The organism is Vibrio sp. 10N.222.55.C6 (genome assembly GCF_041473395.1).
GTDB classification, from domain to species: Bacteria; Pseudomonadota; Gammaproteobacteria; order Enterobacterales; family Vibrionaceae; genus Vibrio; species Vibrio crassostreae_C.
Map to the genome: position 1 here is coordinate 162,370 of NZ_JBFRSD010000001.1, position 12,702 is coordinate 175,071.

16 protein-coding genes are annotated in these 12,702 nt (G+C 44.4%); 9 read left to right on the plus strand and 7 right to left on the minus strand.

Going from position 1 to position 12,702, the window contains the following annotated elements:
• Positions 1-11 precede the first annotated feature (11 nt).
• Complete coding sequence (gene ppiC / locus AB4486_RS00665) at positions 12-293, minus strand: peptidylprolyl isomerase PpiC (RefSeq protein WP_258185064.1); 282 nt, start codon at positions 291-293, stop codon at positions 12-14.
• 280 nt (positions 294-573) lie between these two features.
• On the opposite strand from ppiC, the gene AB4486_RS00670 reads away from it, so the two are divergent.
• The gene (locus AB4486_RS00670) at positions 574-1,488 is read left to right on the plus strand and encodes a chemotaxis protein (protein ID WP_017062751.1); all 915 of its coding nucleotides are present in this window, start codon (positions 574-576) and stop codon (positions 1,486-1,488) included.
• Positions 1,489-1,582: 94 nt separating this feature from the next.
• Here AB4486_RS00670 and AB4486_RS00675 read toward each other — a convergent pair whose 3' ends face one another.
• From AB4486_RS00675 to hutW, 4 genes are all read right to left on the minus strand, one after another.
• Positions 1,583-2,143, minus strand: a complete 561-nt coding sequence (locus AB4486_RS00675; RefSeq protein WP_017062752.1) for an ATP:cob(I)alamin adenosyltransferase — start codon at positions 2,141-2,143, stop codon at positions 1,583-1,585.
• A gap of 113 nt (positions 2,144-2,256) precedes the next feature.
• On the minus strand, positions 2,257-2,787 hold the full coding sequence (gene hutZ / locus AB4486_RS00680) for a heme utilization protein HutZ (RefSeq protein ID WP_004731858.1): 531 nt from the start codon (positions 2,785-2,787) through the stop codon (positions 2,257-2,259).
• 155 nt (positions 2,788-2,942) lie between these two features.
• The gene (hutX, locus tag AB4486_RS00685) at positions 2,943-3,464 is read right to left on the minus strand and encodes a heme utilization cystosolic carrier protein HutX (RefSeq protein WP_136974678.1); all 522 of its coding nucleotides are present in this window, start codon (positions 3,462-3,464) and stop codon (positions 2,943-2,945) included.
• A gap of 48 nt (positions 3,465-3,512) precedes the next feature.
• Complete coding sequence (gene hutW / locus AB4486_RS00690) at positions 3,513-4,922, minus strand: heme anaerobic degradation radical SAM methyltransferase ChuW/HutW (protein ID WP_372116177.1); 1,410 nt, start codon at positions 4,920-4,922, stop codon at positions 3,513-3,515.
• Positions 4,923-5,082: 160 nt separating this feature from the next.
• On the opposite strand from hutW, the gene AB4486_RS00695 reads away from it, so the two are divergent.
• The 6 genes from AB4486_RS00695 (at position 5,083) to AB4486_RS00720 (ending at position 9,964) form a co-directional block, all read left to right on the plus strand.
• The gene (locus tag AB4486_RS00695; RefSeq protein ID WP_017062754.1) at positions 5,083-5,874 is read left to right on the plus strand and encodes an energy transducer TonB; all 792 of its coding nucleotides are present in this window, start codon (positions 5,083-5,085) and stop codon (positions 5,872-5,874) included.
• A 2-nt stretch (positions 5,875-5,876) separates the two neighbouring features.
• Positions 5,877-6,578: a MotA/TolQ/ExbB proton channel family protein gene (locus tag AB4486_RS00700; protein WP_017064315.1), complete on the plus strand. Its 702-nt coding sequence runs from the start codon at positions 5,877-5,879 to the stop codon at positions 6,576-6,578.
• Positions 6,575-6,988: a biopolymer transporter ExbD gene (locus tag AB4486_RS00705; RefSeq protein WP_017064314.1), complete on the plus strand. Its 414-nt coding sequence runs from the start codon at positions 6,575-6,577 to the stop codon at positions 6,986-6,988. The genes AB4486_RS00700 and AB4486_RS00705 overlap by 4 nt, the downstream gene beginning before the upstream one ends.
• Positions 6,989-7,153: 165 nt before the next feature.
• Complete coding sequence (locus tag AB4486_RS00710) at positions 7,154-8,041, plus strand: hemin ABC transporter substrate-binding protein (RefSeq protein WP_017064313.1); 888 nt, start codon at positions 7,154-7,156, stop codon at positions 8,039-8,041.
• A 103-nt stretch (positions 8,042-8,144) separates the two neighbouring features.
• Positions 8,145-9,182 (plus strand): iron ABC transporter permease, encoded by a 1,038-nt coding sequence (locus AB4486_RS00715; RefSeq protein WP_017064312.1) that lies wholly within the window; start codon positions 8,145-8,147, stop codon positions 9,180-9,182.
• Positions 9,182-9,964: a heme ABC transporter ATP-binding protein gene (locus AB4486_RS00720; protein ID WP_017062759.1), complete on the plus strand. Its 783-nt coding sequence runs from the start codon at positions 9,182-9,184 to the stop codon at positions 9,962-9,964. Before AB4486_RS00715 ends, AB4486_RS00720 begins: the two co-directional genes overlap by 1 nt.
• A gap of 384 nt (positions 9,965-10,348) precedes the next feature.
• Here the strand turns inward: AB4486_RS00720 and AB4486_RS00725 are convergent, their stop codons facing one another.
• Positions 10,349-10,810, minus strand: coding sequence for a TetR/AcrR family transcriptional regulator (locus tag AB4486_RS00725; RefSeq protein WP_004731875.1), 462 nt, complete (start codon positions 10,808-10,810; stop codon positions 10,349-10,351).
• 530 nt (positions 10,811-11,340) lie between these two features.
• Between AB4486_RS00725 and AB4486_RS00730 the strand changes: the two genes are divergently transcribed.
• Positions 11,341-11,640, plus strand: coding sequence for a YfcZ/YiiS family protein (locus tag AB4486_RS00730; protein ID WP_017062761.1), 300 nt, complete (start codon positions 11,341-11,343; stop codon positions 11,638-11,640).
• Between the two features lie 36 nt (positions 11,641-11,676).
• Here the strand turns inward: AB4486_RS00730 and AB4486_RS00735 are convergent, their stop codons facing one another.
• On the minus strand, positions 11,677-11,973 hold the full coding sequence (locus AB4486_RS00735; RefSeq protein WP_017067955.1) for a YnjH family protein: 297 nt from the start codon (positions 11,971-11,973) through the stop codon (positions 11,677-11,679).
• A gap of 103 nt (positions 11,974-12,076) precedes the next feature.
• Here AB4486_RS00735 and AB4486_RS00740 point away from each other — a divergent pair, with 103 nt between their 5' ends.
• Entirely contained in the window at positions 12,077-12,676 is a 600-nt protein-coding gene (locus tag AB4486_RS00740; RefSeq protein ID WP_017062763.1) for a hypothetical protein, read from the plus strand.
• Positions 12,677-12,702: the final 26 nt, after the last annotated feature.

Sequence of the window (12,702 nt, forward strand, 5' to 3'; positions counted from 1 at the left end):
CATATTTATGACTAAGTTCTGTAAAGAACCTTCACCACATGCCAACCGAATTTTGTTTTCACAAGGTGTGGTACAAGCGTCTCGCCAGAGAAACAAACCTTATCAAACTGAGGCACCATTTGACCTTTTTTGAACTCACCTAGGTCGCCGCCCTTCTTACCAGATGGACAGGTTGAATGTTTCTTCGCTAGCGTTTGAAATTTAGCGCCCTTTTTAAGCTGCGTCATGATGTCTTCTGCTAGTTCTTTATGCTTCACCAAAATATGAAGCGCTGCTGCTGTTCTTGCCATGATAATTCTCAGTTTGTTGCTGCCAGTTTACTTACGACGATTGCTTAGAACATCGTGAATGAACTGATTGTTGTAAATCTGTTTGCCGCTAACGGCTTATCGACATAAATTCATCGACAGCCAGCGTTTAGCGTGATTTTAACCCAAGAACCGCTATTCTTCACTCTATAACCGAAAACAACTGCCTTAAAGGTCATTAAAACCGCATCGCGACTTGCTGCGGCTTCCATTTCCCTTTAAATTAATCCTTATAAATTAAGCGCGTATTAAGTAGGAGCCACTTATGGCCAAACCGATCAGTAAAGCGAGTCAGTCACAGGGAATGTTGATGTTCAAGTTATCCCTCACTCAAAGTTTTGCGATTGGCACGCTTAAGGTCAGAGAAATCGTCCCTTTTCAGCCGATGACTCAGATCCCCTACTCCCATCATCACGTGATTGGTACAGTGACTATCCGCGACCTTACAGTTCCTGTGATTGATATGTCCGCTGCGATTGGCTTCCGTCCGATAACACCCGCTGAATACCAAGATTGTGTACTCATCGTCACCGACTGTTTAAGAACAGTTGTGGCGTTCTTGGTTCGTTCGATTGATAAAATTATTGAATGCGACTGGAAGAGTATTGAATCTCCACCCACCAGTGTGGGTCGCAATGTGTTTGTTACCGGTATTACACGTTTCGAAGACCGTATTGTGCAAATGCTCGATGTGGAACTGCTGCTTTCTAAGATCTACCCAGCTTATGAGAATGCTCATATCCCGATGCTGACCGATGTAGAAAGGGAACGCCTCAAAGCATTGAACATCTTATTAGTGGATGACTCTTTGATTGCACGTAAACAGTTATCTGATGCCTTAGACAGCATCAACATCCCTTACAGCATATGTAACAACGGCTTAGATGCCATCGACCTAATGCGACGCCAAGCCAGCGCTGGCAATGCCATTGATCTTCTGGTGAGTGATATCGAGATGCCGGGATTAGATGGTTATGAGCTTGCATTTGAAGTGCAAAACGACAGCGCTTTAAGTCACGCTTACTGTATTTTGCATACCTCACTGTCCAGTGAGATCTGTGTCGACCGTGCTAATCAGGTGGGGGCGCATGAAGCGCTTGAGAAGTTCAACGCGGGTGAATTAATCGAAGCTATGCTACGCGGCGCAAAAGTCTTAAACGGCGCCTCTACGGCTGCTTAGGCTCTGTTATAGAAGCTAAACCTGGCATAGTGCTCAATGGTTTAGCTTCTTAGTCTCTTCTTTCTTCAAATCTTAATAAGAATAGAGCTAACCGTTAGTCTTTGTTTTCTGGCATAGACTTTTTCGGCATAGAGTAGCTCTTACTCACAAATTCCACTTCCTCGACTTCATTCACATGATTGGTAAAAGAGGCCAATGCATAGAGAGTGTTCGCGACTAGGTTGGCGTATTTAAAAAGAATCGGGTCTGGCGACTTTTTGCTTTCATGATGTTCAATACTCACCAAAGCTCGCACAACTTTCTTAGCCTGACAACGACACAAGTGAAGTTCACTAGACACTCGGTGTCCACCGGGTAAGACAAAGCCTTTAACCCCCCCTTCTAACTGCTCACGGATACGATGATAATCTTGCTTGAGCTCGACCAATTCAGACTCGGTGATGGCAAGCTTACCGCGCACAGAGCCATTCAAATGGTAGATGTTTGGCTGCAAGCGTTGCAGGATCTCACGAACCTGAGGCTCTAGCTCTAAAGACAACACCAATCCAACTCGGCAACAAAGTTCATCCGACAAAATCTCAAAATCACAGATAGGACTGTCTTCATAAATAAACGGGTAACAGAACTCGTCCCAATCTCGACTTACTGGTTTCACGTACCGATCCTTACATATAAATAGTCATCAAACGCCAATATACCAAACTCTTTGATTTAGACATAAAAAAGCCCTCACATTGGAGGGCTCCTAAAGAAATCGATTAAACGAGATTACTCGTTAGATACTTTTTTGTGACCTTCTTGTAGGTGAACGAAATCCACCAGATCGTCGCCTGACACTTGGTATGCCTGACCAAAGCCTTTAACGAACAGGCCGTTCTCAGCTTTAAGGTTAAACAGAGAGAAGTCTTGAAGTTGGCTCAAACCATCAATGATTTCACCAAAACGCTCTTGCATCTGGCCAATCACTTGAGTCCAAAGTTCCGTTTCACGCTCCACAACACTTGCTTGAGCATCAAACGTTAAACGTTTACGTGCGTAAAGTTGCTTCGAGCTCTCTTCGTCTTCAATCATCATCAAAGAGACCTGAGGGTTCGCTTTCAAGTTGCGAGCATGACGAGCAATATCAGAAATTAGAACAAAGTAACCTTCTTGGTTCTGAACGAAAGGTGCGTAACTTACGTTCGGGCGACCTTCTTCATCAACCGTTGCAAGTTGAAGGGTACGGCGCTCTTGGCGAAACTCTTTAATTTCTGGACCTAGGCGACCTTGTAGACGTTCTTGTTTTACTTGCTGTTCCATGGGTAATTCCTTTCTTCACTTTCTCTGATTTATTATTTTTGCCCGAGGTTGAGCGATCATTAGCGAACTAAACGATCCTCGAGCATTGATGTCTTGTTTAAGCCAGTTGGCAACCCTATGTCAGATTACTGCTGATTATTTACTATTGACTGTACTTAAGCTTGTTCTTTTAACGCTTTGAAGCGTTCTACTTGGTCGGCAATAAGCTCACGCTTTTCGTTGCGGCCTAGGTAAATCTTAAAAATGTTCTCACCGGTTTCACTGAAGAAGCCGAAGTAATGACTTTCACGACCCATGAACGCCTTGCTCACCAAACCGATATGTTTAACGTTATCAAGTTTAAGGTGACCATGAAGCTCGCCCTCTTTGCCCATTAGGTTGTAGTAACCACGCGCTACCTTACCTTTCGGGAATGGCGCTTTTACTTCAAAGATAGAACCAAATGAATGCACGATAGTGGTCACAGGCCCCCAACCCACTAAACCTTCTAGAATCTCTTGAGCACGTCTGCCATCTAGCATTACTGCCATGTCGTTTGGAAAAGCAGCAACCACTTCAACCTCTGAAACACCTAGCTTCTCAGCAATTGCTGTTGGCAGTAGTTTTGGCTCTTCTTCTAAAATTCGAGCTACGCGTTGTTCTAGAGTTTCTGTCATTTCTAATGTTGTATCTGTCATTGAATATGTTCCGTATAAACGAGTAAGTTATAAACTAAAAATTCGATATTAAGCGGGCTTCAAACTTGCATGCGGGTGTACGCTCGAACCTGACGCTTTAGGCGCTGGGTGCATAGCTTGGTATTCAGCGTTAAGCACTTGAATCACACTCTGCGCTAGGCTTACCGCCCAAAAGCTGCCAGCAATAGTCAGGCTCAGATAATCTTCCGAAAGCTCAACTAAACCGTTATTTTCCCAATGTGCGAACAAAGGTTTTAGGTAGTCGAACGTATCTTGCCCCATAAAGGTCGGTAATGTGCTTCTTCTAACAACACCAGAATCAAAACCTGCCTTCAATGAAGAGAAGCTTGGCTCTAATGAGCTTTGCTTGGTCATCATGGCTATAGGCAATTGACCTTGCTTTATAGACTCCATGTAGCTGTCTAAAGTTCGATGCTGCATCACACCATGACCACCAATGTTGCCACCAGCGCCACAACCAATCGGCAAAACTTCGGCATAGGTTTTCGCTAAGCTGTTGTAAATGCTGCGTTCTCGATTATCACGAGTCCAGTGATTCACGCTCAGTTGCTTCACTTTATTTTTTGCCATGAACTCAACACCCGCCAAATACATACTCGCCTTATCTGGCGTATTGGCCGGTGGTGGGATTTTTCCTTTCTCAACGAGATTCAGCATAGGAGCATTGCCCGAAACGATCAGTTGGTAGAGGTCAATGCCGTGTGCGCCAGTAGACATGTAGTCTTCTAAATCTTGTTGGAACACTTCCATAGATTGGTGCGGTAATCCGTATAACAAATCAAGAACGATCGGAGCTTGTTCAGTGCGGCTCAAAGCACTGATACGTTCCAACACCACTTCTCGGTCATCCAAGCGCTTAGCACTGCGTCGAACTTGAGTATTGAAACTTTGAATACCGAATGAGAAACGATTGAAGCCACCTTCAAGCGTACGATCAAACATCTCGTCGCCAAAGCGATTGATTCGCCCTTCCAATGTCATCTCAACATCGTTCGCTAGTGGGAAATATTGGCGAATAGCCTTGCCTAACTGCTCTACTTGTTGAGGAGACAAATCGGTAGGTGTTCCGCCACCAATATAGACGGCGTGAAATAGTCCAGACTGAGCCCATGGCGTTTTGGCTTTTTGCTTTAGCTCAACCATCAGCGCATCGAAATACTCATCGACTAATTTACGGCTGGCGGCATTTTGGAAGAAATTGCAGAACGTACAACGCACACGACAAAAAGGAATATGGATATACAAGCAACGTTTATCCTGTTTTTGCCCTTCACTTAACATCAGTTCATCAAAGAGCTCCAACTTCTTGCTCGGGTCGACCGGAATTGAACTTCCTCCGGCATGGGCAGAATGCTTTTTAGCAAACGCAAAACGAAGCGGATCAGGGCTAGAAATACCCAAGACTGATTCGTCATACTTATAGATATTAAGACTCATATAATCTCTCTAAACACTTACATAGCAAAGTCTGGAAGACTATTCGCTAAAACTGAAATAATCATAAATAGACGCAAATGGTAATGCAATTGATAATTGATCTTATTTAGATTCTAAGCAATAATCCGATACAGATTTTGGATTTGGTAAAGGATTGAGTGTGAACGTTCCTAGATATGTTATTGCAGGCGGTGCATCGTTAGTGATTCATGCCGCGTTGTTGTTTGTCGCTCAAGAATCCAAAGTATTTGCGATGCCTGCAGGTAGCCAATCGAACACGGTATCGATCAACTTCACTCCTAAGAGCGTTCCTTCACAAGCTCAGCAAAAAACAATCACAGAGCCAGTTAAACCTGAGCCAATAAAAGAAACCGTCTCACAAGCCGAACCAAAAACGGTTGAGCCAAAGCAAGCTAAGCCAACCCCAAAGAAAAAAGCGATCACCAATAAACCTCAACCAAAGAAAGTTGAGAAAAAAGTGATTGAGCAAAAGGTTGTCGAGAAGAAGCCGGTTCAAAAGAAACCAGTAACTGAGAAAAAGGTAGTTAAGAAAGAACGCCCAAAACCAGCCACTCAACCAGAGAAACTGGCCGACAAGAAAGTCGATAAGAATATGGACGAGTCTGCCAACCAGCCTCAGGAAGTAAATCAAGGCGTATCAAACCAAGAGCCGGTTTTAGTCACTAAGCCTTCGTTCTCTGCGCGTCCTACCCCACCGAATTACCCTCGCCAAGCAAGACGTCGTGGCGTTGAAGGTGTCGCGACTTATGAGATCTGGCTAGACGCTGAAGGCAAACAAATTAAACAAGCATTAGTAAATTCATCAGGCGCGCTAATGCTCGATAACGCCGCATTAGATGCCATTAAACAATGGAAATTCTCACCTCACACTGTCAATGGTCGAGCGATTGCTCACCGAGTACAAATACCTGTTCGTTTTAGGTTGGATTAATCATGCAACAAATCAGTTACTTACAAGATCAACTTGGCTTAATGACTTGGCCTCTTCTTATCTGCTCAGCATTAACAGCAATGATCATCGCTGAACGTGTCTTCCAAGTCATGCTCAGCATTGGTGTGGGCAAACGTGCTATTCGTCGTGAGCTTAACCAAATTTCACCAACCAACAGCAAAGAGATTGAAGCGCTTGCTCAGTCGATTTCAGGTAAACGCCCGCTCTTGTACAAGGGCGTGTCAATGTTGCTTGCTCACCACTCTTTCTCAAAAGGGTTACGTGAAGATGCCGCTGGGATCTGGCTACAAGAAAAACGCCACCAGCTTCATGCAGGTTTAAGACTGCTTGGTTTGATCGGCGTGATCAGCCCACTCATCGGCTTGCTTGGTACGGTACTTGGTCTTATTGAGATGTTTAAAGGCGTTGCCGCGACAACAGGCAGCATCACGCCTAATGATTTGGCAGACGGTCTTGGATTAGCAATGCGAACCACAGCAGCAGGTTTGATGATTGCGCTTCCTGCTATTTCTGGTGCTCAGCTACTAGGGCTATGGGCCGATCGAGTGCTGGCTCAATTGGAGCATACATTGAACTATGTGAATGTGTGGCTAGAAGGCATGTCGATTCAAACCAATCAGTCTGATGATACTCAAGGTAAGCCTATCAACAAAACCTCTATCGGTGATGTGAGTCAAGCATGATTAAAACGCCCCACTCATCTCACACACAGAGCCTAGCGCCAGACTTAACACCGCTGCTCGACATCATTTTTATCGTGATGGTTTTTCTACTGCTTACGGCATCGGTAAAGCTGGAATCGCTAGAAGTTGAGCTACCAAGCTCGGATGTTAAAAACGTTTCTGAAGTCCACAAAGACTCGATTAGCGTCAACATCCTAGACCATGCCCCCTACTGGGCGATTAACGGCCAAGAGTATATCAACTGGGAAAACTTCAAGATTGCCTTGTTAGAAGAGACAGGCTCAACGGATAAAAAACCGATCATCATTGGCGCGGATAAAGCCGCCAATGTTGAAAACCTAGTGAAGTTGCTTTCATTCCTTCAAGAGAACGGAATACCAGCGACTCAACTGCTCACGGACGATGGCTAGAACAACACTCAATTTTTATGAGGCCTAGCGTTTATAAAATTTGGCTCCTGATAGCTAAGACCAAATAGACAGAACTAAGCCTCTCTATCGATTCGAACTCACAATGCGAACGGACTGCTCACTGAGTATCTTCGCGATACAAAAAGAAAATATAAAGAACTTATTATGAACAACTTAAACGTGCTCAATAAATTAAAGACCAAGACACATCTCCTTTCAGTTGCCGCTATGAGCCTGGCACTTAGCGCACCCGCAATGGCCAACGACGCTGAACAACCTCGAATCATCAGTGCCGGTAGTGCCGTTACTGAATTGGTTTTGGCATTAGGTGCTGAAGAGCAGCTAGTCGCGATTGATGTGACCAGCCACTTTCCTCAAGCAGAAAACCTGCCAAAGATTGGTTATCACCGAAACCTGTCTGCTGAAGGTCTACTCGCCCTAGAGCCAACCACATTGATTGGCTCGGATGAAATGGGACCAGACAACGCTATCTCTCAATTAAAATCGGCAGGCGTCGATGTAGAGATTGTTAACACTGAAGCAAACGTGGAAGGGCTATTAAAGCGTATCGACCAAATCGCAAAGATCACCCATACCGAAGACCACTCGCAGCAAGTGAAAACCGATGTGAATCAAAAGATCGCAGCACTGAAAGCGAACCAAGTACCAAGCAACGAAGCGAAGAAAGTTCTATTCCTGTTGCTGCATGAAGGTCGCCCTGCCAACGTTGCTGGCGGTGAAACATCACCAAACGCAATCATCGAGTTAGCTGGCGGTATCAACCCTGCCGCTCAGAGCTTAACGTCTTACAAGCCACTTTCAATGGAATCACTCGTTGAGATGCAACCTGATGTCATTTTAGTAAGCGGCCGTAGTTATCAAAAAATGGGCGGCGCAGATGCCATCCTGAAATCACTGCCTATGCTAGCGGCAACGCCTGCAGGTATGAACAAGCAAATCATTACCGTAAATGGCAGTGCTTTGGTTGGCGGGCTTGGCCTAGAAAGCCTCTCTGAAGCAAAGCGTCTAAACGCACTTATCTACCCGCTATAACTCAACCACCCTATTTCTGCTATCGCTAATTCGCTTCCCTCACCAACTGACTCACGCTGTTGTTGAAGGAGGTCGAAGTTAGCGATAGATATTGAGGCCCTTTATGTTGTTACGCTCCGTCCCACTGAAAACGTCGATGTTAGCTCTAGGTGCAACCCTAGCTTTTGTCGCGCTGTACTCGATCACTGTTGGGCCAATGAACATTAGCTTAGCGGACAGCGCCACAAGCTTAATTAAACCAAACAATGACTTAGCACCTCACATCAACTTAGTGATTCAAGAGATCCGCTTACCTAGAACCATCTTGTGCATGCTGATTGGTGCGATCCTCGCCTTGTGTGGTGCAGTGATGCAGGGTTTGTTTCGAAACCCACTTGCAGAACCTGGCATCATAGGTGTGTCTGCGGGCGCAGCATTAGGTGCTGCACTGGCTATCGTTTTGTTCTCTGAGCTATCGCTTCAATACCCTGCTTTCATGAACTTTGCTGCGGTTCCTGTGTTCGCTTTTCTTGGCGGCGCTTTAACCACGCTGCTGGTGTATAAGCTGGGTACAGGTAAATTCGGCACCTCTGTCACCATCATGTTGTTGGCGGGTGTGGCGATCAGTGCGCTCTCTGGCGCAGGTATTGGCTTCTTGAATTTCATTGCTGATGACCAAATGCTGCGCGATCTTTCATTGTGGTCGATGGGTTCATTGGCGGGCGCTAAGTGGTCAGGAATTTTGCTGGCAGCTGTCACGCTCGTTGGCTTGTTTGTTGTTTTCTACCGCCAAGCGATGTCTCTAAATGCTCTATTACTGGGCGAGTCAGAAGCGCAACACCTTGGTATCCCAGTTCAAAAGCTGAAACGAAAGCTGATTCTACTGACGGCTGCGGGCGTTGGTATCACAGTTAGCCTGTCTGGCATGATTGGTTTTATTGGATTGGTTATCCCACATTTAGGTCGCATGTTGGCAGGCCCTGACCACCGAGTTCTGTTGCCACTATCAGCGGTACTAGGCGCACTGCTGCTAACCGCCGCAGACATGTTCTCACGTGTGGTACTTGCTCCGGCAGAGCTACCTGTAGGTATTGTCACTGCGATTATCGGTGCCCCATTCTTCTTATATCTACTATTTCAACAGAAAGGGAGAATCCTTTAATGTTTCCTTCAGCTTTAAAAGCGACCGATATCGAAGTGAAGTTCGGCAGTAAAGTGATATTAGATGGCGTTTCTATTGAGATTGAAGCGGGAAAGGTAACTACACTGCTTGGGCCAAATGGCGCAGGTAAAAGCACGCTGCTTAAAGCTTTATGCCAAGAGATATCAAGCAACGGCGATATTCAATACTTTGGACACAGCAAAGACAAGTGGCCTTCTCAAAAGTTAGCTAAGCACCTTGCTATGCTTCCTCAACACAGCACCTTGACCTTCCCATTCTTGGCACATGAAGTTGTCGAGCTTGGTGGGATTCCTCTGCAAGAATCCAACAAAAAACTAACTAGCATTGCTAGCCAAAAAATGGATGTTGCTGATGTGACTCACCTGAGTGAAAGGCTTTACCCTTCACTATCAGGCGGTGAAAAGCAGCGAGTGCACTTGGCTCGAGTATTAACTCAGCTTCACCACTCTGGTGACCAATGTATTTTGATGCTTGATGAACCAACCTCTGCACTGGATCTTGCCCACCAGCACAACACCTTAAAGATTGCGAGAGAATTAGCCGATAACCACAATGCCGCGGTTATCGTGGTTTTGCATGATCTCAACTTAGCCGCGCAGTATTCCGATCGATTGGTGGTATTGAAAGATGGCAATTTGGTGTGTGATGGCAAGCCTTGGGATGCACTGAAACCTTCGATGATAGAAGATGTGTATGGTTACAAAAGTATCGTAGAAAAACACCCAACCATGAGCTTCCCTCAGGTTCACCCCGCACAATAAGTCCGATTAAGGAGCGACTCGTTTTGAGTATTCGTTCTTGATAACAATGACGTAATCCTAAGCCTCGATTTGTTCGGGGCTTTTTATTGGCTCACAGCCACTCTCTCAGCTTAAACTCAATTTTATTAATAACCACAACAGCAAGCACCAAAACGACTCACCTTGAACATTTGAGGCTCTAGAAATGAACTCTACTTGTTAGGGTTACTTAGCTTTTAACACTGAAGAGAAAAACAAGCCGCGGGCGTAAGCATATAAAAAGAAAAGAAATAACATCATTCAGCAAACAGCAACATCGGTGTGGGATTGAGAGAAAAACGCACAAGAAGTGAAACGGCAGGCACAAAAAAAGCCCCCGCAGGAGCTTCTTTTATTGAGTGCTGATTATTGGCTCATACGAATCAATGATTTACCAATCAACCACTCTAGTTCTTTACCGCTAGTATCGCCAAACTGAGTTTCAGTCAGCTTGTATAGACGATCAATACCGTTTGCAGCGAACTCATGTGCGCTCTCAGCAGTAACGATATGATGGAAAAGTAAACGTAAGATTGCTAGGAACTCAGCGTCTTCAAGTGCTGCAACCCAGCTAGCTGAAAATGCGTCAAGGCCATTTTCGAAGTCAATGTGTTCCATGAACATCTTGAAAATACGACCGTCTAGAGCAGCAGTAAAATCCGTTTTCTTTGGAAAGTGATGACTTATACCTGTACGAGAAACACCCGTTTGTTGACTCAACGTCGTGTATGACATCTTGTCGTAACCCAATCTTAGTAGCTGGTCTACAACGGCATCCATGATTTTCTGGATCGTGATTTCTGTATCTTCTTTACTACGCTTTGGCATATTCAGGCTCTTCTCTTTGTAAATCCATCTAACTCAATCAAATGAAGTCAGAATGAAAATCGTTATCAGCATTATGTGAGCAAGGTATTTTTTCGCAAGTATTTATAACTAAATTCACACAAATACTATGTACGAACAATTTTACAGTGATGCCTCTTTGGACACTTTGTCTAATTATTCTTCGAAAATCACCTTACAATCCTAAGTCGATAAGTTTAAATAACGACTTAGAATATGAAATACCCAACGAAAAATTCATTGTATAAATACCTATCAAGCGATAGATAGTCTTATAAAATCATTTCTGGCGCAACTAAGTGAATGATATTCTGACATATTAATAACATTCCTTTTCAACAAAACGTGAGGTAAATCACATACATATTTGGCGGCGCGAATATAGATATTCATCAAACACCTTAACAAACAACATAGCATACCAGTATAAATTAGTTCAAAGGTTTTAATTTTTGTAGATACAGTTCAAATTGCTCGTTAGAATAACCTCAGACTTTGTAAGAGGATTATTTATGAGCCAAGATATTGGTAACAACGATGTATGTGAGGCTTGCGGCTGTGCAGGCGAAATCGGGTTCATCATTAAAGAAGGCGACGATGTTGCTGAAGTAACGGTTTACGGAAACTCAAAAGCACTGATTGAAGCTGAGTTTGCTAAGTATGTTGAACTTGCTAAACAAGTGTCTAGCAACGTTGAGTTCGAAGCATCAGAGATGACTGAAGAAAGCACAGAGTTGCACGCTCGCTTTAAATTTGAAGTTAGCGCTGAGAAGATTATTTTTGAACTTAAGACTCGCTCTCTAGCGCGTTAATATAAGCATTTATATGCTTATTAAAAGACGAGTGAATTACTCGTCTTTTTTTAATTGAACCCAAGCCAGTGACCCATTTTGCTCAAAATCGTTTTCTGCAGCGCACTGAATCACTACGCCCCCCACCTCTAACACAGCCCCAATGCTATAAGCCTTGTCATCGTAATAACAAACTCGTTGCTGTTGACCGCCTTGTGTCACCACCACCGCAGCTTTACCGGGCGTTGAAATTACTTTGTTGGCACTCGCAGACATTGAGCCAAACACTGAAGCGGCTATCAGAAAGACCTTAATAATTCGTATATTTACTCTAATCATTAATTTACCTATCATCTTTGCTCCATTCCTCGTTAATCTACCGCCAAATGGGTAAAACACTATGCGAGATTAATTTTTCCATTATAGTGTAAGCGTCTATCGTAATAAGAATCCTGTTATGCTCAGAATAATTGCACTTATTATTGGTTCCTTAACCATAACAAATGTCAGTGCTGAACCACTCGATCACTATCAAATATTGAACCATCTCGATAATTACGGAAACTTATATCTACGAAATAAGCCTTATACATCACTTCCAACTGGCTTGGTGGTAGATGGTAATCTCAATATAGAGAATACTGCGATCACACGCCTACCCAAAGGGTTAGAAGTGAACGGCAGCCTTAAAGGCTCTAACAGCCAACTCGCTCGAGTCCCGAGCGGGGTTAAGATAAAAGGTTACGTCGACTTGATTGGCAGCCAAATCACCAGCTGGCCAAGAGGTGTAAGAGTGGGCGGCTTTATCAACCTCACCGACACTCCACTGGAAAGGCTACCGAATGGCTTTAGAGTAAAAGGCGATCTGAGCGTGATCCGCACTCCTTTAACCGAGTTACCCAACGGGATCGTGATTGACGGCGACCTTTATATAGGCGGTTCTGGGATTACAACATTCCCCGAGACCATGACAGTCAAAGGCAACATCTATCTGGGCGGCAACACCGTAACCAAATGGCCAACCAATCTAGATCTCGGTGGTGCAGTCGCTCGCTAATTCAGGCTAATGCTCTAATGCTCTAA